The sequence below is a fragment of the Dactylosporangium sp. NPDC049742 genome (assembly GCF_040674675.1).
Lineage (GTDB): Bacteria > Actinomycetota > Actinomycetes > Mycobacteriales > Micromonosporaceae > Dactylosporangium > Dactylosporangium maewongense.
The window spans coordinates 11392-35495 of the sequence record NZ_JBFANF010000051.1 but is presented as its reverse complement, the minus strand read 5'-3'; the positions used below and the strand labels follow the sequence as shown (position 1 = coordinate 35495).

23 protein-coding genes are annotated in these 24104 nt (G+C 73.7%); 13 read left to right on the top strand and 10 right to left on the bottom strand.

Annotated features, from left to right (window positions below; genetic code table 11):
* The first annotated feature begins 10 nt into the window (after window positions 1–10).
* From cydB to AB0J72_RS42450, 6 genes are all read left to right on the top strand, one after another.
* Window positions 11–1015: a cytochrome d ubiquinol oxidase subunit II gene (cydB, locus tag AB0J72_RS42475; protein WP_363410201.1), complete on the top strand. Its 1005-nt coding sequence runs from the start codon at window positions 11–13 to the stop codon at window positions 1013–1015.
* Window positions 1012–2649, top strand: coding sequence for a thiol reductant ABC exporter subunit CydD (cydD, locus tag AB0J72_RS42470; RefSeq protein WP_363410198.1), 1638 nt, complete (start codon window positions 1012–1014; stop codon window positions 2647–2649). Before cydB ends, cydD begins: the two co-directional genes overlap by 4 nt.
* 319 nt (window positions 2650–2968) lie before the next feature.
* Window positions 2969–4717, top strand: a complete 1749-nt coding sequence (gene cydC, locus AB0J72_RS42465; protein ID WP_363410345.1) for a thiol reductant ABC exporter subunit CydC — start codon at window positions 2969–2971, stop codon at window positions 4715–4717.
* Between the two features lie 169 nt (window positions 4718–4886).
* Complete coding sequence (locus AB0J72_RS42460) at window positions 4887–5027, top strand: DUF4419 domain-containing protein (protein WP_363410195.1); 141 nt, start codon at window positions 4887–4889, stop codon at window positions 5025–5027.
* Window positions 5002–5787 (top strand): caspase family protein, encoded by a 786-nt coding sequence (locus tag AB0J72_RS42455; RefSeq protein WP_363410192.1) that lies wholly within the window; start codon window positions 5002–5004, stop codon window positions 5785–5787. The genes AB0J72_RS42460 and AB0J72_RS42455 overlap by 26 nt, the downstream gene beginning before the upstream one ends.
* Window positions 5784–6689 carry a hypothetical protein gene (locus tag AB0J72_RS42450; protein WP_363410190.1) on the top strand — a complete coding sequence of 302 codons (906 nt, stop codon included), beginning with the start codon at window positions 5784–5786 and terminating at the stop codon, window positions 6687–6689. Before AB0J72_RS42455 ends, AB0J72_RS42450 begins: the two co-directional genes overlap by 4 nt.
* Before the next feature lie 35 nt (window positions 6690–6724).
* Here the strand turns inward: AB0J72_RS42450 and AB0J72_RS42445 are convergent, their stop codons facing one another.
* On the bottom strand, window positions 6725–7222 hold the full coding sequence (locus AB0J72_RS42445) for a hypothetical protein (RefSeq protein ID WP_363410187.1): 498 nt from the start codon (window positions 7220–7222) through the stop codon (window positions 6725–6727).
* A gap of 184 nt (window positions 7223–7406) precedes the next feature.
* Here AB0J72_RS42445 and AB0J72_RS42440 point away from each other — a divergent pair, with 184 nt between their 5' ends.
* Window positions 7407–7856 (top strand): hypothetical protein, encoded by a 450-nt coding sequence (locus AB0J72_RS42440; protein ID WP_363410184.1) that lies wholly within the window; start codon window positions 7407–7409, stop codon window positions 7854–7856.
* Window positions 7857–7895: 39 nt separating this feature from the next.
* Here the strand turns inward: AB0J72_RS42440 and AB0J72_RS42435 are convergent, their stop codons facing one another.
* The 3 genes from AB0J72_RS42435 to AB0J72_RS42425 all read right to left on the bottom strand — a co-directional run bounded on the left by AB0J72_RS42435 (window position 7896) and on the right by AB0J72_RS42425 (window position 9857).
* Complete coding sequence (locus tag AB0J72_RS42435) at window positions 7896–8183, bottom strand: hypothetical protein (RefSeq protein ID WP_363410181.1); 288 nt, start codon at window positions 8181–8183, stop codon at window positions 7896–7898.
* 34 nt (window positions 8184–8217) lie between these two features.
* Window positions 8218–8547: a universal stress protein gene (locus AB0J72_RS42430; protein WP_363410178.1), complete on the bottom strand. Its 330-nt coding sequence runs from the start codon at window positions 8545–8547 to the stop codon at window positions 8218–8220.
* Window positions 8548–8624: 77 nt separating this feature from the next.
* Window positions 8625–9857, bottom strand: coding sequence for an acetyl-CoA hydrolase/transferase C-terminal domain-containing protein (locus AB0J72_RS42425; protein ID WP_363410175.1), 1233 nt, complete (start codon window positions 9855–9857; stop codon window positions 8625–8627).
* Window positions 9858–10050: 193 nt separating this feature from the next.
* Here AB0J72_RS42425 and AB0J72_RS42420 point away from each other — a divergent pair, with 193 nt between their 5' ends.
* Complete coding sequence (locus tag AB0J72_RS42420) at window positions 10051–10476, top strand: pyridoxamine 5'-phosphate oxidase family protein (protein ID WP_363410172.1); 426 nt, start codon at window positions 10051–10053, stop codon at window positions 10474–10476.
* A gap of 12 nt (window positions 10477–10488) precedes the next feature.
* Here the strand turns inward: AB0J72_RS42420 and AB0J72_RS42415 are convergent, their stop codons facing one another.
* From AB0J72_RS42415 to AB0J72_RS42395, 5 genes are read right to left on the bottom strand one after another with little or no spacing between them, the layout of a single operon-like run.
* The gene (locus AB0J72_RS42415) at window positions 10489–11178 is read right to left on the bottom strand and encodes a YwiC-like family protein (RefSeq protein ID WP_363410169.1); all 690 of its coding nucleotides are present in this window, start codon (window positions 11176–11178) and stop codon (window positions 10489–10491) included.
* A complete protein-coding gene (locus AB0J72_RS42410; protein ID WP_363410166.1) occupies window positions 11175–12422 on the bottom strand; it encodes a multicopper oxidase domain-containing protein in 1248 nt (415 codons plus the stop codon). The genes AB0J72_RS42415 and AB0J72_RS42410 overlap by 4 nt, the downstream gene beginning before the upstream one ends.
* A 2-nt stretch (window positions 12423–12424) precedes the next feature.
* Entirely contained in the window at window positions 12425–13645 is a 1221-nt protein-coding gene (locus AB0J72_RS42405) for a hypothetical protein (RefSeq protein WP_363410163.1), read from the bottom strand.
* On the bottom strand, window positions 13642–14730 hold the full coding sequence (locus AB0J72_RS42400) for a hypothetical protein (RefSeq protein WP_363410160.1): 1089 nt from the start codon (window positions 14728–14730) through the stop codon (window positions 13642–13644). The genes AB0J72_RS42405 and AB0J72_RS42400 overlap by 4 nt, the downstream gene beginning before the upstream one ends.
* Window positions 14727–15404 carry a helix-turn-helix domain-containing protein gene (locus AB0J72_RS42395; RefSeq protein WP_363410157.1) on the bottom strand — a complete coding sequence of 226 codons (678 nt, stop codon included), beginning with the start codon at window positions 15402–15404 and terminating at the stop codon, window positions 14727–14729. Before AB0J72_RS42395 ends, AB0J72_RS42400 begins: the two co-directional genes overlap by 4 nt.
* Window positions 15405–15454: 50 nt before the next feature.
* On the opposite strand from AB0J72_RS42395, the gene AB0J72_RS42390 reads away from it, so the two are divergent.
* On the top strand, window positions 15455–16225 hold the full coding sequence (locus AB0J72_RS42390; RefSeq protein ID WP_363410154.1) for a DUF2249 domain-containing protein: 771 nt from the start codon (window positions 15455–15457) through the stop codon (window positions 16223–16225).
* A 75-nt stretch (window positions 16226–16300) separates the two neighbouring features.
* Here the strand turns inward: AB0J72_RS42390 and AB0J72_RS42385 are convergent, their stop codons facing one another.
* On the bottom strand, window positions 16301–16675 hold the full coding sequence (locus AB0J72_RS42385) for a group 1 truncated hemoglobin (RefSeq protein ID WP_363410151.1): 375 nt from the start codon (window positions 16673–16675) through the stop codon (window positions 16301–16303).
* Between the two features lie 355 nt (window positions 16676–17030).
* On the opposite strand from AB0J72_RS42385, the gene epsC reads away from it, so the two are divergent.
* The 4 genes from epsC (at window position 17031) to narH (ending at window position 24048) form a co-directional block, all read left to right on the top strand.
* Window positions 17031–17552 carry a serine O-acetyltransferase EpsC gene (gene epsC, locus AB0J72_RS42380; protein ID WP_363410148.1) on the top strand — a complete coding sequence of 174 codons (522 nt, stop codon included), beginning with the start codon at window positions 17031–17033 and terminating at the stop codon, window positions 17550–17552.
* Window positions 17549–18505, top strand: a complete 957-nt coding sequence (gene cysK, locus AB0J72_RS42375; RefSeq protein WP_363410145.1) for a cysteine synthase A — start codon at window positions 17549–17551, stop codon at window positions 18503–18505. The genes epsC and cysK overlap by 4 nt, the downstream gene beginning before the upstream one ends.
* Before the next feature lie 234 nt (window positions 18506–18739).
* Window positions 18740–22402: a nitrate reductase subunit alpha gene (locus tag AB0J72_RS42370; protein WP_363410142.1), complete on the top strand. Its 3663-nt coding sequence runs from the start codon at window positions 18740–18742 to the stop codon at window positions 22400–22402.
* On the top strand, window positions 22402–24048 hold the full coding sequence (narH, locus tag AB0J72_RS42365; RefSeq protein ID WP_363410139.1) for a nitrate reductase subunit beta: 1647 nt from the start codon (window positions 22402–22404) through the stop codon (window positions 24046–24048). Before AB0J72_RS42370 ends, narH begins: the two co-directional genes overlap by 1 nt.
* The last annotated feature ends 56 nt before the right edge of the window (window positions 24049–24104 follow it).

Genomic DNA, 24104 nt, shown 5'->3' with positions numbered 1-24104 from the left:
GGGAAACGACATGGAACTCACCACCGTCTGGTTTGCGCTCATCGCCGTGCTCTGGGCCGGCTACTTCCTCCTGGAAGGCTTCGACTTCGGCGTCGGCATGCTGCTGCCGGTCCTCGCCCGCGGCGAGCGGGAGCGGCGCCTGCTCATCAACACCATCGGCCCGGTCTGGGACGGCAACGAGGTCTGGCTCCTCGTCGCCGGCGGCGCGACGTTCGCCGCCTTCCCGGAGTGGTATGCCACGCTCTTCTCCGGCTTCTACCTGCCGCTGCTGATCATCCTCGTGGCGCTCATCGTGCGTGGGCTCGCCTTCGAGTACCGCGGCAAGCTCGACAGTCCACAGTGGAGGCGCCGCTGGGACCTGTGCATCATCGCCGGGAGCTTCGTCCCGGCGCTGCTGTGGGGCGTCGCGTTCGGCAACATCGTCCGCGGCGTGCCGATCACCGCCGAGCACGAGTACGCCGGCACGTTCTTCACCCTTCTCAACCCCTACGCGCTGCTCGGCGGGCTCACGACCCTGTCGTTGTTCGCGTTGCACGGCGCGGTGTTCCTGGCGTTGAAGACCGACGGCGACGTCCGGGTCAGGGCGGGGCGCCTCGCGTTCCGGCTCAGCCTGCCCGCCGTGCTCCTCGCCGCGTCGTTCCTGCTGTGGACCCAGCTGACCCACGACGACGCCTGGGGCTGGGCGCTGTCGGGCGCGGCCGCCGCGGCCCTGATCGGCGCGGTGCTGGCCGCGCGGGCCCGCCGCGAAGGCTGGGCGTTCCTCGCCACCGGGGCGACCCTGGTCCTCGCCGTCGCCGCCCTGTTCGTCACGCTCTTCCCCGACGTCATGCCGACCACCCTCGCCGGCGGCGACAGCCTCACCGTGACCAACGCGTCGTCCACGCCGTACACGTTGAAGGTCATGACCTGGGTCGCGGTCTGTTTCACCCCGATCGTGCTGGGCTACCAGTCGTGGACCTACTGGGTGTTCCGCCGGCGGCTGCGGGTCGAGCACATCCCGGCGGCCCACCCGTGAAGCCCCTGGACCCGCGCCTGCTGCGGCACGCCCGGGCGACCCGCGGCTACCTCGTGCTGTCCGTCGCCCTCGGCGTCGCCCTCGCCGCGCTCGTCGTGGCCCAGGCCACGCTGCTCGCCGACGGCATCACCGCCGTGTACCTGCACGGCGCCGACGTGGCCCGGATCGCGCCGGCCCTCGGCTGGCTGGCCGCCGTCGTCGCGCTGCGGGCGGCGGTCGCCTGGGCGCAGGAGGTCGCCGCGGCCCGCTCGTCCGCGGCCGTGAAGCGGCAGCTGCGGTCGCGGCTGCTCGCCCACGTCGCGGCGCTCGGCCCGGGCGCCGCCGGCGACAGCGGCAAGGTCGCCGTCCTCGCCACCCGCGGGCTGGACGCCCTGGACGCCTACTTCGCGCGGTACCTGCCGCAGCTGGTCCTCGCCGCGCTGGTGCCGGTCATCGTGCTCGCCCGCATCGCGCCCGCGGACCTGGTCGCCGCGGGCACGATCGCCCTCACCCTGCCGCTCATCCCGGTGTTCATGGCCCTCGTCGGGCTGCACACCGAGTCGGCGAACCGGCGCCAGTTCCGGCTCCTCGCCCGGCTGTCGCACCACTTCCTCGACGTCGTCGCCGGCCTGCCGACCCTGCGGGTCTTCGGCCGCGCGAAGCGGCAGGCCGGCGTCATCGCCCGGATCAGCGCCGAGCAGCGCACCACCACCATGCGCACGCTGCGGGTCGCGTTCCTGTCCTCGCTCGTGCTGGAGCTGCTCGCGACGCTGTCGGTGGCGCTCGTCGCGGTCGGCATCGGCCTGCGCCTCGTCGACGGCAGCCTCGGCCTCGCCACCGCGCTGCTCGTGCTGATCCTCGCCCCGGAGGCCTACCTGCCGCTGCGCCAGGTCGGCGCCAACTATCACGCCAGCGCCGAAGGGCTCGCCGCCGCCACGTCCGTGTTCGAGATCCTCGACCGGCCGGCGCCACCGCACGGCACGGCACCGGCACCGGCCGGCATCGTGCGCTTCGAGGACGTCGTCGTCCGTCACGAAGGGCGGTCCGAGGCGTCGCTGCCGCCGTTCACCGCCGAGATCCGCCCCGGCGAGCTGGTGGCCCTGACCGGCCCCAGCGGCTGCGGCAAGTCCACGGCCCTGGCCGTGCTGCTCGGCTTCGCCGCACCGGCGGCCGGCACCGTCACCGTCGACGGCCAGGACCTGACGGCCGTCGACCCCGACGCGTGGCGGCGGCTGGTCGCGTGGCTGCCGCAGCGGCCCTGGCTCAGCGCCGGCACCATCGCCGACAACATCCGCCTGGGCGCGCCCGCCGCCACCGAGGAGTCGCTGCGCCGCGCCGCGGACCTGGCCGGCGCGCTGGAGTTCATCGACGCCCTGCCGGACGGCATGTCGACCAGGCTCGGCGACGACGGCGCGGGCCTGTCCGCCGGCCAGCGGCAGCGCATCGCACTGGCCCGCGTGTTCCTGCGCGACGCCCCGCTGGTCCTGCTCGACGAGCCGACCGCCAACCTCGACGCCGCGACGGAGGCGGGCATCCTCGCCGCGATCCGCGCCCACGCCACCGGCCGGACGGTCATCATGACCGCCCACCGTCCCGCGCTCATCGCCCTCGCCGACCGTGCGATCCGGGTCGGCCGCTCGGCGGTGCCGGCATGAGCGTCACCGACCACGCGGCCCGCCGTGGTGCCCCCTCCACTGGCTGGACGGTCATCGTGACTACTCGCTGCCCCGCGCTCATCGCTCTCGCCGACCGTGCGATCCGGGTCGGCCGTTCGGTGGTGCCGGCATGAGCGTCACCGACCACGCGGCCCGCCCAGGCGCCCCCTCCTCCCCGCCCGCGAAGAACGGCGACACGAGGCCCGACCACGGCGCATCGGCCGAGTCAACCCGAACGCACGACCGCCCCGACCACGCCGCCACTCCACCGCGCGACGACCTTGCTTGCGCGGCCGGTCAGCCGGCCCTGGAGCGGGGCGTGGGCAGCCGTGGCGTGGGTGGTCGTGGCGTCGGCGTTGTCCGTGGTGTGCTGCGGTTGTGCCGGCCGGCGGCGGGTCAGCTCGCACTGGCTTTGATCGCCGGGGTCGGCGCGGCCGGAGCCGGGGTCGGGCTGATGGCGACGTCGGCGTGGCTCATCTCGCGCGCCGCTCAGCATCCGCCGGTGCTGCACCTGATGGTGGCGATCGTCGCCGTGCGGGCGTTCGGCATCGGGCGGGGCGTGCTGCGGTATGTCGAGCGGGTCACCGGCCACGACGCCGCGTTTCGGGTGCTGGGCGGGTTGAGGGTGCAGGCGTACCGGACGCTGGAGCGGCTCGCGCCCGCCGGCATCGCCGAGTTCCGCCGTGGTGACCTGGTCGCGCGCCTCGTCGACGACGTCGAGTCCGTGCTCGACGTGATCGCCCGCGTGCTGCTGCCCATCGCGGTCGCCGCCGTCACCGGTGCGGCCACCGTGCTGCTCGTCGGCGGCCTGCTGCCGGTCGCCGGTGCGGTCCTCGCGGCCGGGCTGCTCGTCGTCGCGGTCGGGGTGCCGGTGCTGCAGTCGGCGGCGGTCCGTCGCGCCGACGCCCGGCTCGCGCCCCTGCGCGGCGCGCTGGCCGCGGGCACCGTCGACCTGATGGAAGGGATGCCCGAGCTCATCGCGCACGGCGCCGCCGGTGACGCGCTCGCCGCGCTGGACCGCACCGACCGGCAGCTGCTCACCGCCGCCCGCCGCTCCAGCGCCGCCGCGGGCCTGTCGGCCGCGGTCACCGCGCTGTGCACGGGCCTGAGCGTCCTCGCAGGCCTGGCCGCCGGCGCCGTCGCGGTCCGGGCCGGCACCCTCCCGGGTGAGCTGCTGGCCGTCGTCGTGCTCACCCCGCTCGCCGTGTTCGAGACCGTCGGCACGATCCCTGCCGCCGCGCAGCGCCTCGCCGCGGCCCGCGCCGCCCTCGGCCGGCTCGCCGAGATCGCCGCCGCCGCCGACCCGGCCCCGGACCCGATCGAGCCCGCACCGTTGCCGGCCGGCCCGCCGACCGTCCGCCTCGAGGGCGTGTCCGCCGGCTGGACGCCCGGCCAGGTGGTGGTCCGCGACGTGTCGCTCACGCTGCGCCCGGGCCGCCGGGTCGCGCTCGTCGGCCCGAGCGGCGCCGGCAAGAGCACGGTCGCGGCGCTGCTGCTGCGGTGGCTCGACCCGGTCGCCGGCCGGGTGACGCTCAACGACGTCGACGTGCGCGACCTGCGCGGCGACGATGTGCGCCGGGTCGTCGGGTACCTGGGCGACGACGCGTACCTGTTCGACACGACCATCGAGGCCAACCTGCGCATCGGCCGTCCCGGCGCGACCCAGGCCGAGCTCGAGACGGCCCTGACGGCCGCGCGGCTGCTCGACTGGGTCAGGACCCTGCCCGCCGGCCTCGACACCCCCGTCGGCGAGCACGGCGTCACGCTGTCCGGCGGCCAGCGTCGCCGGCTCGCCCTCGCCCGCGCGCTGCTGGCCGACTTCCCCGTCCTGATCCTCGACGAGCCCACCGAACACCTCGACGAGGCCACCGCCGCCGCCCTGACCCACGACCTGCTGACCGCCACGGGCGACCGGGCGGTCCTGCTCATCACCCACCGCACGGACCTCCTCACCGAGGTCGACGAGGTCATCAACCTGGTCCAGCCCCACCGCGCCGATGCCCAACTGCCAGGCAGCAAGGGCGTTGAGCCCCACCGTCCGCTTCAGCCGGGCAGCAAGCGAGGCTGAGCACACCAGCCAGCGGCGGGAAGGAAGGTCGAGCTCCACGGCAACCCGGGGCACGGCCCGGCTGACCCGTTCGACGGTCCGGTGAGGCCGTACGGTGCGGCTACTCCCGGACACGGGCGGTCCATCCACGTCGGCGGCACATGAACCCGGCGCGCGTTGTCTGCGGCAGATGGTGCTGTCGCCCGACGCGGTGTGGCTGAGCATCGCGCACGGTGTCGCCCAGCACGTCCGGCTGCACGCCGAGCAGTTGCGCCCGAGTTCACCGTGTCGGGCGGCGAACCACAATGCCCGTTCGTATCGAGCAACATGACATAGACGGGTGCCGGAAAGTCGTTGCGTCGCGGCAACACGGCACGTCTCGCGGAGGCCGTCGCCCATCGCCAGGTCGCGGAGTACATTCACCGGATGAGAACCGGGCCGCCTTCGTGCGGCCCGGTTCGTGCCAGCCTGGAGCGGGGCAGGAGGAGGCCGGGTCGACGGTGATGGGGGAGAAGGACTCATTCGCGGCGTCCCGGGCGATCCTGATCGGGGTGGCCGCATACGACCACGCCGACCTGACCCAGCTTCCGGCGGTCCGTGCCAGCCTGCGTGCCATGGAGCGCATGCTCACCGACCCGGCGTTGTGCGGCTGGCCGGCCGACCGCGTCACGGTCATCGCCGATCCGGTGTCGGCCGCCGACCTCGGCGCGCGTGTTGCCGACCTTGCTGAGGAGACCAGCGGCGAGTTGCTGCTGTACTTCGCCGGGCACGGCATGCTCGGGGAGCGCGGCGAGCTGTTCCTCACGACGAAGCAGAGCCGGCCCACCCGCCTCCCGTTCACGGCCTTGCCGTGGCCCATGCTCGCCGACGTGGTACGCAACTGCCCGGCCGCGATCCGCGTTGTGATCCTCGACTGCTGCTACGCAGGGCGGGCGACGGAGACGCTCGCCGGCGGGGCGGACATCGCCGATCTGACCCACGTCCAGGGTGCCTACACGCTGACCGCGACGACGCGTAACAGTCCGGCGCGCACCCCCGTGGGCGCGGACGACACCGTCCCGACCTCCTTCACCGGCGTATTTGCGACGTGATCCGGGAGGGCATTGCGAACCGGCCCGCCTGGCTCACCCTCGGCGACATCTATCCTGTGCTCTCGGACCGGCTCGCCCGGCTCGGTCTGCCGCGACCGGACCAACGCGGCACGGACATGGCGCCCTACCATCCGTTCACGCGCAATGCGGCGCTCGCGGTCAAGGGCACCGACCCGCAGGCTGTCGCCGCCGTCGTCTCCGCGCGGCGGCTGTTGATCGCGTTGATCAGCGCACTGCTGCACGCGGTGAGCAGCGCGGTGGCTGCTGCTGCGGCGCGCGCCCAGGCAGAGAGCCTCGGCCGGGAGCTGGCCCGGGAACGGGACAAGGACGGGCGCCTCGCAAGGGCGTTCCACAAGGTCCGGGACGGGGTCGTGGACTCGACGCGCGCCGTGGCGGGCCGGGGCGCGCAGGGTGTCGCCGACGGCTTCATCCGCGACCGTGACCGGACCCTGGACCGCGCTCGCGGCATCGCCGGTGAGCTGGCGCTGACGCTGGCCACGGCCGATCGGCTCGACGCTGGCCGGGACGCGGCACTGCGGCGGGCCAGCGGGCGGGCGGCGGACCTGGCCGACGTGCTCACCAGCCCGAGCCTGCGCAATCTCGCCCTGGCCACGGCGCGGGCACTCGCGCAGACGCACGTCGACAAGGTCCGCACGGAACTCGCCGCGGTCCACTTGGACGCCTCTGGGCTCGACCTGTCGGACCTGGGCGACGTCGACCCGGACAACCTGGCGGTGCTCGTCGGGGTGATCTGGAACGACGAGACGACCTGGCCGCCTGCGCTCGCCGCACCGGTCCGGGAACGGTCCCGTCAGCTGCGGCCGGGCGTCTACCAGGTGGAGTCCGTGAGCGACGACGAACAGTTCGGCAGGATCGACGCGAGCAGTCCGACGGAGGCGTGACATGCGGCGGCGCCCGTCCCGGCTGCGCGCGCCGTTCACGTTGGCTGGAACGCTTCGCGCAGCCGTACGGCGAACTCGTGGAGATTTTGGAACTGGCGGCGGCCGGCAGCGGTCGGATCGATCACGGGATCCGAACCCAGGTGCTCGACGGCGGCGGCAACAACGAATTGCGACCCGTCGGGCCGATTGAGGATGAAGGTCAGGTAGTCCGTCATCGCGGTCACCGCGTCGGGCCCGGCCACCAGCGCCGCCGCGACGGCCAGGGGGCCGGCTGTCAGCGAGCCCCGCGACCCGGCCATGGCCGGCAGGAGGTCGGCGGTGATCGACTCGGCGGGCACCGCGAGACTGAACCATGCTCCCATCACTTCGGGTCGCCAGTGTCCGGTCCGGAGCATCCAGCTGACGTCAGCTTGCGTCACGTGGCGGCCGGCAGCGGTCAGGTCTGCCCACATCTCATCGGCCCAGCGCAATGCGCCGAAGCCCGCCATCCTCCGGTAGAAGGGCTTCACGAACGCCGTCTCGATCTCGTTCATAAGACCAATCCGATCACGACTCGCTCAGGCGTGGTGGAGGGCGTAGGTGACGGCCTGGTCACGTTGGTCAGCGCCTCCTGCGCCACCCGATAGAGGGCCAGCCGGGCCTCCGGTTTCAGCGAGTGCGGCTCCCCGGACACCGCGAAGTCGCACGGCACGGCACACCCCGGTCACGAACACGGCGGTGGCCAGCACCACGATCAGCCGCTTCCCGGCCAGCCCGAATCCGGGATCGGCGGTGGCCGCGCTGGCCGCCTTCCTGACGATCAGCCTGTCCACCGTCGTCGCCGCGGTGGTGATGCGACACAACCCGGCGCTCGTCACCTCGGCCGTCTGGATCCGTACGCCGCTGGTCGCGGCGAGCGCGGCGGTGCTGCTCTTCCTGGCCCGCCGCGCGGCCGCCGGCGATCGGGGCTCGTTCCGCCGGCTGCGCATCATCTCAATCGTGGTGCTGGCGGCCATCGCCGGCGTCGTCGCCTGGCCGAACGCGTTCCCGACCTGGCTGCGTGTCGAGCAGGCCGTGTGCGGCGTGTTCATGCTCAGCGTCGTAATCTGCACGAACCTCCGTGCGGTCCGGTCGTCCATGGAACCCGGCCCGGCGCCATCGGCGCCACCGCCGTCGCCGGGGCCGTGATCCGGGACGGATCCGGTCGTTGAGCGGGCGGCCGTCGCGTCAGGGGTTCGGTATCTCGACGGGGTGCTCGGCCGCGTCCTGGGCCGCCATGGCTGCCATGGCCGCCCGGTACGAAGCCCGGTCCAGCGAGCCGGACATCAGGCCCTGGGCCGCGTCGCTCTCGGCGCGGCCGCGGCGGCGTTCCTCACGGGTGGCGAGCCAGGTCGCGATCCGTGGCCGGCGCCGGTCGGTGCCCGGCGGGTCGCCGTGGATGGCCTGGACGTGCAGGGCGATCAGCGCGATGTAGACGGCGGCGATGAACGTGGCCACGAGCATGACTGCCACCACCGGACTCATCCCTTCCATTCAGGTGTACGTCGGTTCAGGCGGGCCGGTGGGCGATGAGGACCGGGCACCCGGCGTGGTGCATGAGCTGCTGGCCGACGGAGCCCAGCAGGAGGCCCGTGAAGCCGCCGTGGCCGCGGCTGCCGACCACGAGCTCCTCGGCGCGGCCCCGGGCCTCGTCCGCCTCCTGGGCCGTCGGGCGGTAGGAGGTGCCCGCCGGCCAGCCGAGCTGGTAGGCGTGGACGATCCGCAGCGACGCGCCGGTGCGCTCCGCCTCGTCGGCGGCCCAGTCCACCGCCTGCCGTGACGCCTGCGAACCGTCGTGGCCGACCACGATGCTCGCGGTGCCCGTGAGTGTGGTGTCCATGAGATCAGCGTCGACCGGGGCGTGTGGACGTGGCAGAGGCATGTGGGTCGGCGGGTGCGGGCCGTTGGTCCCGTTCGTCAGCGAAGGGGTAGCCCGAACGTCCGGCCGGCGGCGCGGAGCTCGTCGCGGATGGACGGGTGCGCGGCCCGGTCGACGATCTCCTGGGCCTGCTCGACCGAGTCGCGCCCCCAGATCGTGGCGGTGCCCTGCTCGGTGACGATGTAGCTGTGCTGGAACGAGGTGACCGGGCCGGACACCAGCGGCACCACCGAGGACACGTCGGCCTTCGGGTGCCAGGAGCGCAGCGCGATGACGGCGTGGCCGCCGGGGGAGTGCATGGCGCCGACGATGAAGTCGGTCTGGCCGCCGAAGCCGGAGTGCGTACGGTTGCCGACCCGGGTGGCGTTGGCCTGCGCGAACAGGTCGACCTGCAGCGCGCTGTTGACGCTCATGAGGTTGGGGTGCGCGGCGATCGTGCCCGGGTTGTTCGTCTTCTCGGTGCGCAGCATGCGGATACGTGGGTTGGCGTCGACCCAGTCGTACAACTCGGCCGAACCGAAGCAGAAGGAGGCGGTGATCGGCGTGTCCCGGTCGAGGCAGCCCGCCTTCTCCAGGGCGAGGGCGCCGTCGCTGAACATCTCCGACCAGATCCGCAGCCCGCGCCGGCCGAGCAGGGCGTCGAGCGTCGCGTCCGGGATGGCGCCGATGCCGAGCTGCAGCGTCGCGTCCGCCGGCACGAGCGCGGCCACCCGCTCCCCGATGGCCGCCGACACCGCGTCGGGCGCCACGACCGCGTGCGTGGCGAGCGGCTCGTCGACCTCGAGGAGGTAGTCCACCGCGTCGAGGGGCACGAGCGCGTCGCCGTGGGTGAAGGGCATCGCGGGGTTCGCCTGCGCGACGACGATGCCGCCGCGGGCGCGGGCGGACTCGATCGCGGCCGGCAGGACGTTGACCTCGACGCCGAGGCTGACCGCACCGCCGACCGGCAGTGAGGTGTGCAGCAGCACCACGTCGGGCGCGAGCCGCTGCCGGAACAGGTGCGGCACCAGCGACAGCCGGCACGGGAAGTAGTGCAGCCGGGGGTGGGCGCGCATCCCCGGCCCGACGAACGCGGACTCGTAGACGACGCCGTCGCGGTCCGGCAGGCCGGGCTGGGCGTTGAGCATGAACAGCCGGAACTCCGCGAGGGCCGCGTCGGCGACGGACAGCAGGCGGCGCGGGGCGGCGTAGTTGCCGCTGGCGACGATCCGCGGGATGCCCGGCAGCGCGCCCAGGATCCGTGCGAGCTCCGGTTCGGTCACTGTTCGCATGCCGTGCTCCTCTGTGTCGCTCCGCGGAGCACGTGAACTGAGAGCGGGTCACGTGGGCTCCGCGGATCACGCTAGGCGCGGGCCGGGGGTGTGCAGCAGGGCCGGCGGGCGGTGACGCACAGGGGAGAAGGTCCCGCCGGGCACGGGTCCAACGGCCCTGGCCGGGGCGGGACGGCAGGGGAACAGTTCAGGGATGGTGTCGATGCGGGCCCTGGGCCGTGACCGCTGCCTGGAGCTGCTGGCGTCGGTGCCGGTCGGCCGGGTGGTCTTCAGCATGCGTGCGCTCCCGGCGATCCGGCCGGTCAACCACCTCGTCGACGGCGACTCCGTCCTGATCCGCAGCAACCTGGGCGGTGCCCTGGCCTCCGCGGCCACCCAGGGCGGTGGGGTCGTCGTGGCGTACGAGGCGGACGTCCTCGACCCGGACACCCACACCGGCTGGACGGTGGTCGTCACCGGCACCGCCAGGCTCGTCCTCGACCCGGCCCGCCAGGCCCGCTACGAGCGGCTCCTGCACCCCTGGGTGGACGAGGAGATGAACTGCGTCATCGCCATCGACTGCGACCTCGTCACCGGCTACGAGCTCCACGACGAGGTGCCGGCCGGCGCGGGAGCCTGAGCCGCGAGCGGTTCACCCCGCGACCGGCACGACGACCAGCAGCAGGACGGTGGCGGCGATCTCGATCAGGCCGACCTGCTTCGGGGTCAGGCGGGCCAGCAGAAGGGCGAACACGACCAGCACCGGCACGCCGACCCACCAGGCCGCCCCGAGCGCGGCGACGTGGAACAGCACCGACGCGCGGTAGTAGCCGACGCTGTCGCGTTCGCGGATCATCGTCTTGACGTAGAGCACCGTGCCGGTGAAGTAGGCGGTCACGGCCGCGAACACCGGCACGGCATCCGCCAGGGGACGGCCGGCGACGGTGGCGCAGACGAAGACCATCAGGCAGCTCTGCACGACCGACGCGAGGTCGTTGACGAGCGCGCGTTCGTCACGGCGGCGGGCGTAGGCGACGTTGACCGCGAACAGGGCGGCGAACGCCGGCCCGTACCAGAGCAGCTGCGGCCGCACGAGCAGCACGAGCGCACCGGACCCGGCCGCGACCGGGCCGTAGAGAAGCAGCTGCGCGCGGACCCGGGCGAGGCGGCGGGTCTTGACCGCCTGCAGGAAGTAGTAGCTGAACAGGTAGGCGGCCAGCCACGCCACCAGCAGCGGCAGGTGCGGCCAGCGGAAGCCTGCCGTGAGCACACCGGCGAGCCAGGGGAGCAGGAGCATCGCCCACGCGCCGTGCTGCGGCGGCACGAACCGGTTCCTGCTCACGAGACCTCGATGATGCCGCGGGCGCCGCGTTCGGCGTCGACCATGGCGTGCGTGACGAACGGGTAGTGGCCGGCCGCGGCGAGGGTGGTCTCGACGAAGCCGCCGGCCGCCGGGGACAGGTCCAGGACCTGCGCGCCGCCGGGGTCGCCGGGCCGCAGCAGCCACTGCCCTTCGCGGTAGACGGTGTCGAACTGGGCGCCGACGATGTGGAACGCGCTGCCGCGGCTCGGGCCGGCGTCGAGGACCCAGACCCGGATCCGTTGGCCCGCACGGGTTTGCAGCGGCCGGTGGGTGTACTGGTCGGCGTGGCCGTTGAACACGACCGCGTCCGGCTGGTCCGCCTGCATCTTCGCCAGGTCGCCGCCGAGGTACAGCTCGGACTGCACGAGGACGAACTCGTGGTCGACCGGTGCCAGGTCGGGCGGGTCGATGATGACGGCGCCGTACATGCCGTTGCCGATGTGCAGCAGCATCGGCATCGTCGAGCAGTGGTACATCCAGATGCCGGCACGGGTCGCGGTGAACGTGTAGGTGAGCCGTTCGCCGGGGTCGATGGGGCGCATCGGCTCGTCCGGGGCGAGCGCGCCGGCGTGGAAGTCGACACCGTGGTCGATGGTGCCGTCGTTGATGAGCGTGATCTCGAACGTGTCGCCGACCCGGCCGCGCAGCGTCGGTCCCGGGGCGGTGCCGTTGAACGTCCACAGGTGCTGCCGCGCGTCCTCCCGCACCCGCAGCTCCACCTTGTGGACGCGTTCCGGGGGTACGGGCGGCGCCGTGGCATCCCGTGCCGTGAACTCCGCGGGGGCGGTCGGGTGGTCGTGGGTGCCGGCGACGGTGATCGTGAGGGTCATGCCCGCCTGCCGGTGGCCCGGGAGCGAGCACCATCCCTCGACGGTGCCCCCGATGACGCCGGCGTCGAGGCGGGCGGTGCCGCCGGCGGCGACGGTGCCGGTCTTCGCGCCGGTGTCCAGGACGAGGTCGTGGCGGCGGCGGTCGTGGTTGGCGAGCTCGACGACGAGCCGGTCGCCGGCGGGGACCGAGATGTGGTCGGGGTGGAAGCGCATGTCCTCGGTGGTCACGGTGACGGTGGTGGTGTGCCCGGTCGGCGTCACGTCGCCGGCCGCCGCGGGCGTGGTGCCGGCGCCCGCGACCCGCTGCGCCGCGACGCCGACGAGGGTGGCGAGGACGACCAGCGCCAGGCCGGCGGCGACGCCACCGAGCGGGCGGGCGTGCTCTGCGGGCATCGTTACCTCCGGGCGGTGAGCAGGACACGTGCCGCCGGTCCGAGGAACTGCAGCAGCGCGACGAGGACCAGCAGTGACGTGGTGATGTGGACGTACGCGCCGACCGGCAGCAGGAACACGGCGAGCGCCGCGTTGCCCATGGCGACCCGCTGCGGCCAGTGCCGTTCGAGCCGCGCCGTCCGCTGCCGTACGAGCGCCGGGCCGCCACCGAGGACGACCGGCAGCAGGTAGGTCAGCGCGCCGATGAGGACCTGCGCGGCGAAGCCGGCGAGCAGCGGGACGAGGACGGCGCCGAAGCGGTCCGCCGCGGCGGCCGGGGTGGCGGACGACAGCAGGGTCCACGCGTCGACGCCGAGCGCGACGAGCAGCCATCCGCCCGCGGCGGCGATCGACCAGGTGGCGAACGACGCCGGTGGGCGCTGCCCGGCGGTGTGTACCGCGGGGGCGGCGGTGATCAGGACGGCGGCGGCGAAGACGGCGAGCCCGCCGGCCGCGAGGACCGGCCACCAGGCGAGCACCCCGGCCGCGAGCAGCGCCAGGCCGGTCGCCGCCGTGGGCAGCGCGGTGCGGGCGGCCCGGGCGGCGCCGTCGGCCATGCGGGTGCGCAGCACCGTCGGCCACAGCGTGAGCAGCGTGCCCAGGACGGTCAGCGTGACCCAGCCGAGCAGGTTCACGTGCGCGTGGAACAGCAGCAGCCGCGGCCGCGCGCCGTCGTCGACCACCAGCATCCAGGCGCCGGCGGGGATGCCGGTGAGCAGGGCGACGGACGCGGCGAGGTAGTAGTGGGCGGTGACGGCGAACCGGGCCGGCAGCGCGGTCCGCACCTGCCGCGCGAGCCAGGCGAGGTGCGCGGCGACCGCGGCGAAGACGGCCCCGGCCCCGGCGACGCCGACCCACGGCAGGTCCGCGACGCCACCGGCGAGCACCGCGACGACGCCCGCGTTGAGCACGGCGAGCCGGACCGCCTCGGCGCGGCGGCGCGGCGGGGCGGGGATGCGCAGGACCGCGGCGGTGAAGTGGGCGCTCCACACCACGACGGCGTTGGTGACCGCGCCGAGCAGCAGCAGGTGGATGACCAGCCAGCGCCAGCCCGGCAGGAACGGGTGCACCACCCCGACCACGGCGATCCCGGCCAGGTAGAGCAGCGGCAGCGCCGCCACCCGGCGGTGCCACGCCGCCCGCCCGGTCGGTGCGGCGTCCGCGCCCACGGCGACGGCGGTCATGTGAGTGCCGCTCGGGCGACCGGCGGCCGGCGGTGGGCGCGGCGGGAGAGGGCCGCGCACGCGGCGAAGCCGAGCACCGCCGCGACGTTGGCGACGCCGGACCAGCGCCACACCGCCGCCGCGCCGAAGGCGTCGCCGAGGACGACGCGGACCAGCAGCGAGGCGTGCAGCAGGGCCAGGGGCGCGTACAGCAGCGGGTGGAACGGCAGTGGCACGCGCAGGACGGCCGGCAGGATCACCGGGGCGTGCACGAAGATCATCGACATGACGAAGCCGAGGAACACGGCGTGCACGGTGGCGTCGTAGCGGGCGCCGCCGCCGGTGGCGCCCGCGCCGGCCCACAGCACCCCGGCGACGGCCAGCCAGGCGTAGCCGGCGAGCAGCCCCACGGCGATGAACCGGGGCAGCCCGGTGGCGCGGACGGTGCGGCGGGCCACGTCGTACCCGAGCAGCCACGCCACGACGCCCAGCAGCGCCGCGCCGAACAGCTGCGTGCCGCCGGCGGGCCGGACCGTGGCGGCGGTGGCACCGGCGAACAGGGCGGCCAGCGCGGCGAGGAACCAGCGCTCGGCGTGGTTCTCGAAGAGGGCGACGCGGGCCAGCTCCAGGCGCTCGCCGGCGATGGTCGCGACGACGAACACGGTCAGCCACGGCACGATCTCGGCGACGGTGAAGCCGGCCAGCCACAGCAGGGTCGCCGCGTACCAGGCGAACGCCCCCGCCGCCTGGGCGAGCAGCGCGGGCTCCGGCTGGCGGCGCCACAGCGCGCGGTACACGCCGAGCAGGACCACCGAGGCGGTCATCAGCAGGACCTTGCCGGCCAGGCCCGGACCGGTCACGAGCAGCGTGAGGCCGCCGAGCCCGGAGCAGGCCGGCGCCAGCAGCGCCCACCGGGCGCCCAGCGCGACCGCCCGCTCCAGGGCGATGAGCGTGCCGGCGAAGCCGAGGACCATCAGCGGCCCGTGCACCGCCTCGAGGGGCAGCGCCGACGCCGGGACGGGCGTGCCGAGCAGGAGCAGCCCGCCGTACAGGCCGGCCAGCAGCGCACCACCTCCGGCGGCGAGCAGCGGCACCCGCGGGTTCACGACGGCACGCGCACGACGCAGGCCGCGGGCGCGCCGAACGGCTCCAGCACCGTGCCGCCGCCGGCCCCGCCCCGCTGCTCCAGGATGCCGCGGACGACCCCGAGGTGCAGGCCGCACATCGCGTCGGGGTTCTGCCCGACGAGCTCCAGGAACGGGCAGGTGTGCAGGTGGATCGTGCCCGGCTCGGCCGGCACCCGTTGCGGCCCGAACCCGAGGCCGTCGAACACCTCCACGACCGTGTCGACCGGGTCGGCGTGCTCGCGGGCCGCGGCGGCCAGCTGCCGCCCCCAGCCCTCGCCCGCCTGGGCCGCGGCCTCCCGCGTGTCGCCGCCGGCCTTGGACAGGTGGTCCAGCAGCGCGGCGGCGAGGACCCGGTAGGCGGCCGGGGCGGGCGCGGGGTCGGCGGTCGCGGCCCGGTAGCGCCAGGCGGGCCGGCCCGGCTGCCCGCCGCTGGCGCGGGCCTTGACCAGCAGCCCGGTCTCGGCGAGCCGGTCGAGGTGGGCCCGGACCGTGGACAGGTGCAGGCCGGTCTCGGCGACGACGTCCGCGGCGGTGAGGCCGCCGCCGGCGGCGCGGACCAGCTGCAGGATCGACACCCGGCTGGCCGAGCCGAGCGCCCGGTGCTGCGGCGTGTCGATCGTCTCGCCGGAAGGCCCTACCGAAGGGGTTTCCATGGTGCTTAACGTTATAACGTCAAACGACCTCAAAACCAGTGGAGGGTTCCATGTCACAGAACGTCGCCGCCGCACGTGCGGTCGTCAGCCACCACGGCGAGCTCGCGGCGACCCTGACCGGCCTCGTCGCGAAGGTGCTGGAGGCGGCCGAGGCCGGCAGGGTGGGGCGGCACCGCGAGGACCTCGCGGCGTGGCTGCACGCGGAGCTGCTGCCGCACGCGTACGCCGAGGAGGCGTCGCTGTACCCGGTGGCCGCCGGACTGCCCGGCGGCGGCCTGCTGGTCGAGGGGATGCTCGGCGAGCACCGCGCGATCGCGGCCCTGGTCGCCGAGCTGGAGGAGGCCGCATCCCCGGTCGCCGCGGCCGGTGCGGCCCGAGCCCTCCTGGCGGTCTTCACCGGCCACCTCGCCAAGGAGAACGAGCTCGTCCTGCCGCTGCTGGTCAACGCCCCGGACGTGGACCTCGCCGGGCTGCTCGACGGCATGCACGACCTGATCGGCGGCACCGCGGGGCAGGGGTGCGGCGGCAGCTGCGGCTGCGGCGGGGATGCCGCCGGCAGCGCCGGTGACGCGCCGCTGCTGTCCATCGACTCGCGCCTCGACGTCCGCGACCTGCCGCACGGCGAGCGCCACGGCCGGGTCCTCGACGCGCTGGACGCGCTGCCCGAGGACGGCGCCCTCGTCCTGATCGCCCCGCACGCCCCGCGGCCCCTGCTGGCCGAGATCGACCAGCGCTACGCCGGGCGGTTCGCCACCGAGTGGCTGCAGTCCGGTCCGGACACCTGGCAGATCCGGCTGCATCGCACGCCGGTCCCCGCCTGACGGGTCTCGGCACATGATCAGGGCCGGACTGCCACCGACACGGCACCCGGCCCGGGGGTTGAGCGGCGGGATCCGCTAGGAAGCGACGGCCGAGTCCGTCGTCGTGACGATCTGCCCACGCAGCGGGGCCAGCGTGGCGCCGATCTGGCCCACCTGGTCGTCGGCCACGCCGAGGTCGGTCAGCGTGCCGGCCAGGTGGGCCACGACCGCGTCGAAGTCGGCGTCGGTGATGCCCAGCCCGGCGTGCGCGGCGGCCATGTCGCGGCCGGCGAAGATCTGCGGGCCGCCGAGCGCCGCGGTGATGAACGCCCGCTGGTGCGTCTTGAGCCGCTGGACGTCGACGTCGGTGAAGAAGCCCTGGAGGCGGGGATCCGCGAGGACCCGGGAGTAGAACTGCTCGACGGCGGCCTGGACCGCCGCCGCTCCGCCGATGGTGTCGTAGATGCTCATGTCGCCTCCAGCCTTCCGGGCGCCGCGCGGGGCGGCGCCGGTGATCGCGCGGCCGGCCGTATGGCGGCCCGCGACCGGATAGTCACGGTAGTGAAACCTATGAATGGCTGCTCAGACACTACACAAGTAAACCGCAAATCACATAGATAGAGTTTCCACGCGCCGAGCGCGGTCAGGACTCGGCGAACGTTCGTGGCGCCGGGCCGGGCGTCCGGGTGCAGCCGGGACGTTCGGCCCTGAACGGCGCGGATTCTCCGCCGTACCGTCCAGGGCATGAGCGGATCGAGCGGGTGGCGCGGGTGGTGTCGCCCGGCCTGAGGTGTCCCTGGCCGGCCGTTCGCGAAGGAAGACCGACGTGCTCGACGACATCCGTGCGGCGATCCGCCGCGACCCCGCGCTGTACGGCGTCCGGGTCCTGGAGGTGCTGCTCTACCCCGGGTTGTGGGCGGTGTGGACGCACCGGCTGAGCCACTGGCTGCACCGCCGTGGGCTGCCGCTGCTGCCCCGCGCGATCTCCCAGCTCGCCAGGCTGCTGACCGGCGTGGAGATCCACCCGGGCGCGCGGATCGGCCGGCGCCTGTTCATCGACCACGGCGCCGGCGTGGTCATCGGGGAGACCGCCCGCGTCGGCGACGACGTGACGATGTTCCACCGGGTCACGCTCGGCGGCCGCGGCTGGTGGGCCGACGACAAGGGCAGCGCCCGCCATCCGAGCGTCGGCGACCGGGTCGTGCTCGGCGTCGGCGCCACCGTCCTCGGCCCGGTCCGTATCGGCGACGACGTCAGCGTCGGCGCCCACTGCCTGGTCGTCAGCGACGTGCCCGCGGGCACCCGGCTGCGATCACCCACCTCCGAGCCCCTGCGGGAGAGCCCATGATCTACCCGGACGTCACCGCGCTGGTCGGCCGCACGCCGATGGTCCACCTCGCCCGTTTCGGCGCAGGACTGCCGACCCGGCTGGTCGCCAAGCTGGAGTCCGCCAACCCTGGCGGCAGCGTCAAGGACCGCATCGCCGTGGCGATGATCGAGGCTGCGGAGGCGGCCGGTGTACTGGCACCCGGCGCGTCGATCGTCGAAGCGACCAGCGGAAACACGGGGATCGGGCTCGCCGTGGTCGCCGCCGCCAGGGGCTACCGGCTGACGCTGTGCATGCCGGAGAGCATGAGCGTCGAGCGGCGCACGCTCCTCGCCGCCTACGGCGCGCGGCTGGTGCTGACCCCGGCCGCGGAGGGCATGCCCGGCGCCGTCCGGCGGGCCGAGCGGCTCGCCGCCGAGCAGCGGGCGTTCCTGCCCGGGCAGTTCGACAACCCCGCGAACGCCGAGGCGCACCGCCGCACCACCGCGCTGGAGATCTGGGACGACACCGGCGGCGACCTCGACGCCGTCGTCGCCGGTGTCGGCACCGGCGGGACGATCACCGGCGTCGGTCAGGTGCTCAAGGGCAGGCGCCCCGGGCTGCGGGTGGTCGCCGTGGAGCCGGCCGAGTCCCCGGTGCTGTCCGGCGGGACCGCGGGGCCGCACGGGATCCAGGGCATCGGCGCCGGCTTCGTGCCCGGCGTGCTCGACCCGGACGTCTACGACGAGGTGCTGCGGGTCGACGTCGAGCGGGCCCGCGCCGCCGCCCGCCGGCTCGCCCGGACCGAGGGCGTGCTGGTCGGGGTGTCCGGCGGCGCCGCGCTGCACGCGGCGCACACGGTGGCCCGGCGCCCGGAGCTCGCCGGCGGCACGGTCGTGGTCATCCTGCCCGACACCGGCGAGCGGTACCTGAGCACGCCGCTGTTCGAGGCCGCCGCCGCCCCCGCGCAGGCCGCTGCTGCGCCTGGCCGGTGACCGTTCGCCGGGTGTGGCCCGGACCCGGCCGGGTAGCAGGAGGCAGCGCCCCGTCCGCCGGGGCGGCGGTCCCGCGCCCGCTTCGGTCTGATGGTCCCGATCAACTCGGGACCTTCGGCACGGTTGCCCGGGATTGCGGTGCGATCAGATGGCACGGGATCACGCGTTCGGCTTGCCTCACGGCATGAATAGGACGAATCTGATTCTCAAGGTCATATACGGAGGAACGGTGCGATGACGAGCGCGACCGAAAAAGCGGGCAGGGCGCTGCTGGGCGTCGGCGGGCTGGTGCGCCGGGCGGAGGTCTCCACCGACGGGCGGACGCTGCACCAGATCGGCGGGCGGGAGGCGGACAGCTTCTACCGGGACCGGTGGTCCTACGACAAGGTCGTCCGCTCCACGCACGGCGTCAACTGCACCGGCTCGTGCTCCTGGAAGGTGTACGTCAAGGACGGCATCATCACCTGGGAGCAGCAGCAGACCGACTACCCGAGCGTCGGCGCGGACCGGCCGGAGTACGAGCCCCGCGGCTGCCCGCGCGGCGCCGCGTTCTCCTGGTACACGTACTCGCCGACCCGGGTCCGCTACCCGTACGCCCGCGGGATCCTGGTCGAGATGTACCGGGAGGCGAAGGCCCGCCTCGGCGACCCGGTCGCGGCGTGGGCCGACATCCAGGCCGACCCGCAGCGCCGCCGCGCCTACCAGCGGGCGCGCGGCAAGGGCGGGCTCGTGCGGGTCTCGTGGGACGAGGCGCAGGAGCTCGTCGCCGCCGCGCACGTGCACGCCATCAAGCAGTACGGGCCGGACCGCGTCGCCGGGTTCTCCCCGATCCCCGCGATGTCGATGGTGTCGCACGCGGTCGGGGCGCGGTTCCTGTCGCTGATCGGCGGCACGATGCTGTCGTTCTACGACTGGTACGCCGACCTGCCCGTCGCGTCGCCGCAGATGTTCGGCGACCAGACCGACGTGCCCGAGTCCGGCGACTGGTGGGACGCGTCCTACCTGATGATGTGGGGCTCCAACGTCCCGGTCACCCGCACCCCCGACGCGCACTGGATGGCCGAGGCCCGCTACCGCGGGCAGAAGGTCGTCGTCGTGTCCCCGGACTACGCGGACAACGTGAAGTTCGCCGACGAGTGGATGCCCGCCCAGCCCGGCACCGACGGCGCCCTCGCCATGGCGATGGGGCACGTCGTGCTCAAGGAGTGCTTCGTCGACCGGACCGTCCCCCGGTTCGCCGACTACGTCAGCCGGTACACCGACCTGCCGTACCTGGTCGCCCTGGAGCCGTGCGAGCAGGGTTACCGGCCCGGGAAGTTCGTCACCGCCGCCGACCTCGGGGAGACCGACCCCGAGGCCGCGTTCCGCCCGGCGCTGTGGGACACCACGACCGGCGCGCCGGCCGTGCCGAACGGATCGCTCGGCCACCGGTTCAGCGACGCCGGCGTCGGCCGGTGGAACCTCGACCTCGGCGCGATCACGCCCAGGCTGAGCTGCGAGGGCGGCGACGCCGTCGAGGTCGTGCTGCCCCGCTTCGACAACGACACACCCGAGCTGCTGCGCCGCGGCGTGCCGACCGCGACCGTCGGCGGCCGGCTCGTCACCACCGTGTACGACCTGATGCTCGCCCAGTACGGCGTGGCCCGCCCCGGACTGCCCGGGCAGTGGCCGGCCGGCTACGACGACCCGTCCGAGCCGTACACCCCGGCGTGGCAGGAGCCGATCACCGGCGTGCCGGCCGCGCAGGTCGCGAGGATCGCGCGGGAGTTCGCCGACAACGCCGAACGCTCCGGCGGCCGGTCGATGATCCTCATGGGCGCCGGCACCAACCACTGGTTCCACTCCGACGCCACGTACCGGGCGATGCTGACGCTGACGACGCTCACCGGCTGCCAGGGGGTGAACGGCGGGGGCTGGGCGCACTACGTCGGGCAGGAGAAGTGCCGGCCCGTCACCGGCTGGGCGCACCTGGCGTTCGGCCTGGACTGGTCCCGGCCGCCGCGGCAGATGATCGGCACCGCGTTCTGGTACCTGCACACCGACCAGTGGCGCTACGACCAGTACACCGCCGACGTGCTCACCTCACCCCTCGCGAAGGGCGCGTTCGCCGGCCGGCACACCGCCGACCTCCTCGCCCAGTCCGCGCGGCTCGGCTGGATGCCGTCGATGCCGAACTTCGACCGCAACCCCCTCGACGTGGCCGACGAGGCCCTCGCCGCGAACCCGGAGAACCCGGCCGCGCACGTCGCCCAGGAGCTCGTCGACGGCCGGCTCGGGTTCGCCGGTGCCGACCCCGACGCGCCGCAGAACTGGCCCCGCGTCCTCACCGTCTGGCGGGCCAACCTCCTCGGCTCGTCGGCGAAGGGCAACGAGTACTTCCTGCGGCACCTCCTCGGCACCGACGCGTCGCTGCGGGCCGCCGAGGCGCCGCCGGAGAAGCGGCCACGGGACGTCGTCTGGCACGACGAGGCGCCCGAAGGCAAGCTCGACCTGCTGCTGTCGCTGGACTTCCGGATGACGTCGACCACCCTGTTCTCCGACGTCGTGCTGCCCGCCGCCACCTGGTACGAGAAGCACGACCTCAACACCACCGACATGCACCCGTTCATCCACGCGTTCACGCCGGCGATCAACCCGCCGTGGCAGACCAGGACGGACTTCACCGCGTTCCACGGCATCGCGAAGGCGTTCTCCGACCTCGCCGGCCCGCACCTCGGCGTCCGCAAGGACATCGTCGCCGCGCCCCTGCAGCACGACACGCCCGACGCGCTCGCCACCCCCGGCGGGATCGTGCGGGACTGGAAGGCCGGCGAGACCGCCGCCGTGCCGGGCCGCACGATGCCGAAGTTCATCGTCGTCGAACGTGACTACGGCGCGGTCGCCGACAAGATGGCCTCGCTCGGACCGCTGCTGGACCGGCTCGGCACCACCACCAAGGCCGTCACCGTCGACGTGAAACCCGAGATCGAGTTCCTGAAGAAGATCAACGGCACCGTCCGTGGCGGCGTCGCCGACGGCCGCCCGCGCCTCGACACCGACATCCGCGCGTGCGAGGCGATCCTCGCCCTGTCCGGCACCACCAACGGCCGCGTCGCCACCGAAGGGTTCGAGTTCCTCGAGCGGCGCACCGGGCAACGCCTCGCGGACCTCGCCCGCGAGCACGAGGGCAAGCAGATCCGGTTCGCCGACGCGCAGTCCCGGCCGGTACCGGTGATCACCAGCCCCGAATGGTCCGGCAGCGAGCACGGCGGGCGGCGCTACTCGCCCTTCACCATCAACGTCGAACGCCGCAAACCCTGGCACACGCTCACCGGCCGGCAGCACTTCTACCTCGACCACGACTGGATGCAGGAGCTCGGCGAGGAACTGCCGGTCTTCCGCCCGCCGCTGGACATGCACAAGCTCTTCGGCGAGCCGCGGCTCGGGCGCAACGGGGAGCTGGAGCTGACCGTGCGCTACCTGACCCCGCACTCGAAGTGGTCGATCCACTCCGAGTACCAGGACAACCTCATCATGCTCACGCTGTCGCGCGGCGGGCCCACGATGTGGATGTCGGAGGCCGACGCCGCGAAGATCGGCGTCACCGACAACGAGTGGATCGAAGCGGTCAACCGCAACGGCGTCGTCGTCTGCCGTGCCGTCGTCACGCACAAGATGCCCGAGGGCACCGTGTACATGTACCACGCCCAGGAACGCGTCATCGACGTGCCGAAGGCCGAGACGAACGGCCGCCGCGGCGGCATCCACAACTCGCTCACCCGGCTGCTGATCAAACCGAGCCACATCATCGGCGGCTACGCGCAGCTGTCGTTCGCGTTCAACTACCTCGGCCCCACCGGGAACCAGCGCGACGAGGTCACCGTCATCCGCCGCCGGTCCCAGGAGGTCGAGTACTGATGCGCATCATGGCCCAGATGGCGATGGTGATGAACCTCGACAAGTGCATCGGCTGCCACACCTGCTCCGTCACCTGCAAGCAGGCGTGGACCAACCGGTCCGGCGTCGAGTACGTGTGGTTCAACAACGTCGAGTCCCGCCCCGGCCAGGGGTACCCGCGCACGTACGAGAACCAGCAGCGCTGGGAAGGCGGCTGGACCCGCACCAGGACCGGGCGGCTCAAGCCGCGCGCCGGCGGCCGGGTGAAGAAGCTGCTCAGCATCTTCGCCAACCCGAAGCTGCCGTCCATGCAGGACTACTACGAGCCGTGGACCTACGACTACGAGCACCTGCTCACCGCGCCCGCCGGCGACGACACCCCCGTCGCCCGCCCCAAGTCGCTGCTCACCGGCCGGGACACGAAGGTCACCTGGTCGGCGAACTGGGACGACTCCCTCGCCGGCGGCAACGAGATCGCCGCCGGCGACCCGATCCTCGCGCAGCTGTCCGACCAGGTCCGCCAGGAGTACGAGAAGGCGTTCCTGTTCTTCCTGCCGCGCATCTGCGAGCACTGCCTCAACCCGTCGTGCGCCGCGTCGTGCCCGTCCGGCGCGATCTACAAGCGGGCCGAGGACGGCATCGTGCTCGTCGACCAGGACCGGTGCCGCGGCTGGCGGATGTGCGTCACCGGCTGCCCGTACAAGAAGGTCTACTTCAACCACCGCACCGGCAAGGCCGAGAAGTGCACGTTCTGCTTCCCGCGGATCGAGATCGGCCAGCCGACCATCTGCTCCGAGACGTGCGTCGGGCGGCTGCGCTACATCGGCCTGATGCTGTACGACGCGGACCGGGTCGGCAAGGCCGCCGCCGTCAAGGACGAGCGCGAGCTCTACGCCGCGCAACGGTCGGTGTTCCTGGACCCGAACGACCCGCAGGTCGCCGCCGCGGCCCGCGCCGCCGGCATCCCCGAGGACTGGATCGCCGCGGCGCAACGCTCCCCGATCTGGGACCTCATCATGAAGTACGAGGTGGCGCTGCCGCTGCACCCGGAGTACCGCACCATGCCGATGGTCTGGTACATCCCGCCGCTGTCGCCGGTCGTCGACGCGCTCACCGGGACCGGCCACGACGGCGAGGAGGTCGGGAACCTGTTCGGCGCCGTCGACGCGCTGCGCATCCCCGTCGACTACCTCGCCGGGCTGTTCACCGCCGGCGACCCCGCACCGGTCACCGCCGTGCTGCGCCGGCTCGCCGCGATGCGCGCCTACCAGCGGCGGATCAACCTCGGCGAGGAGCGCGACGAGTCGATCGCGGCCACCGTCGGCATGACCGGCACGCAGATGGACGACATGTACCGCCTGCTGGCGATCGCCAAGTACGAGGAGCGGTACGTCATCCCGGCCGCCCACCCCGAGCTGATCGACGACGCGCACCGGCTCGAACGGCTCGGCACCGAATGCAGCCTGGAGGACGGGCCGTTCGGCGAGTCGTCCGGCACGCCGGCACCGATCGCGATCGAGAACTTCCACATGCTGCGCAACCGGCAGACCGCCGACACCGCCGCCGCGCCCTCGGACAAGGAGACCCGGGTGAACCTGCTCAACTGGGACGGCAAAGGCACCCCGGACGGCCTGTTCCCGCCGAAGAACGACGGCGGTGCCGCATGAGCGGCCAGCGAAGCGGCTCGGGCCGCTCATCATGTGACAGGTTCGGCTCAGGCCGA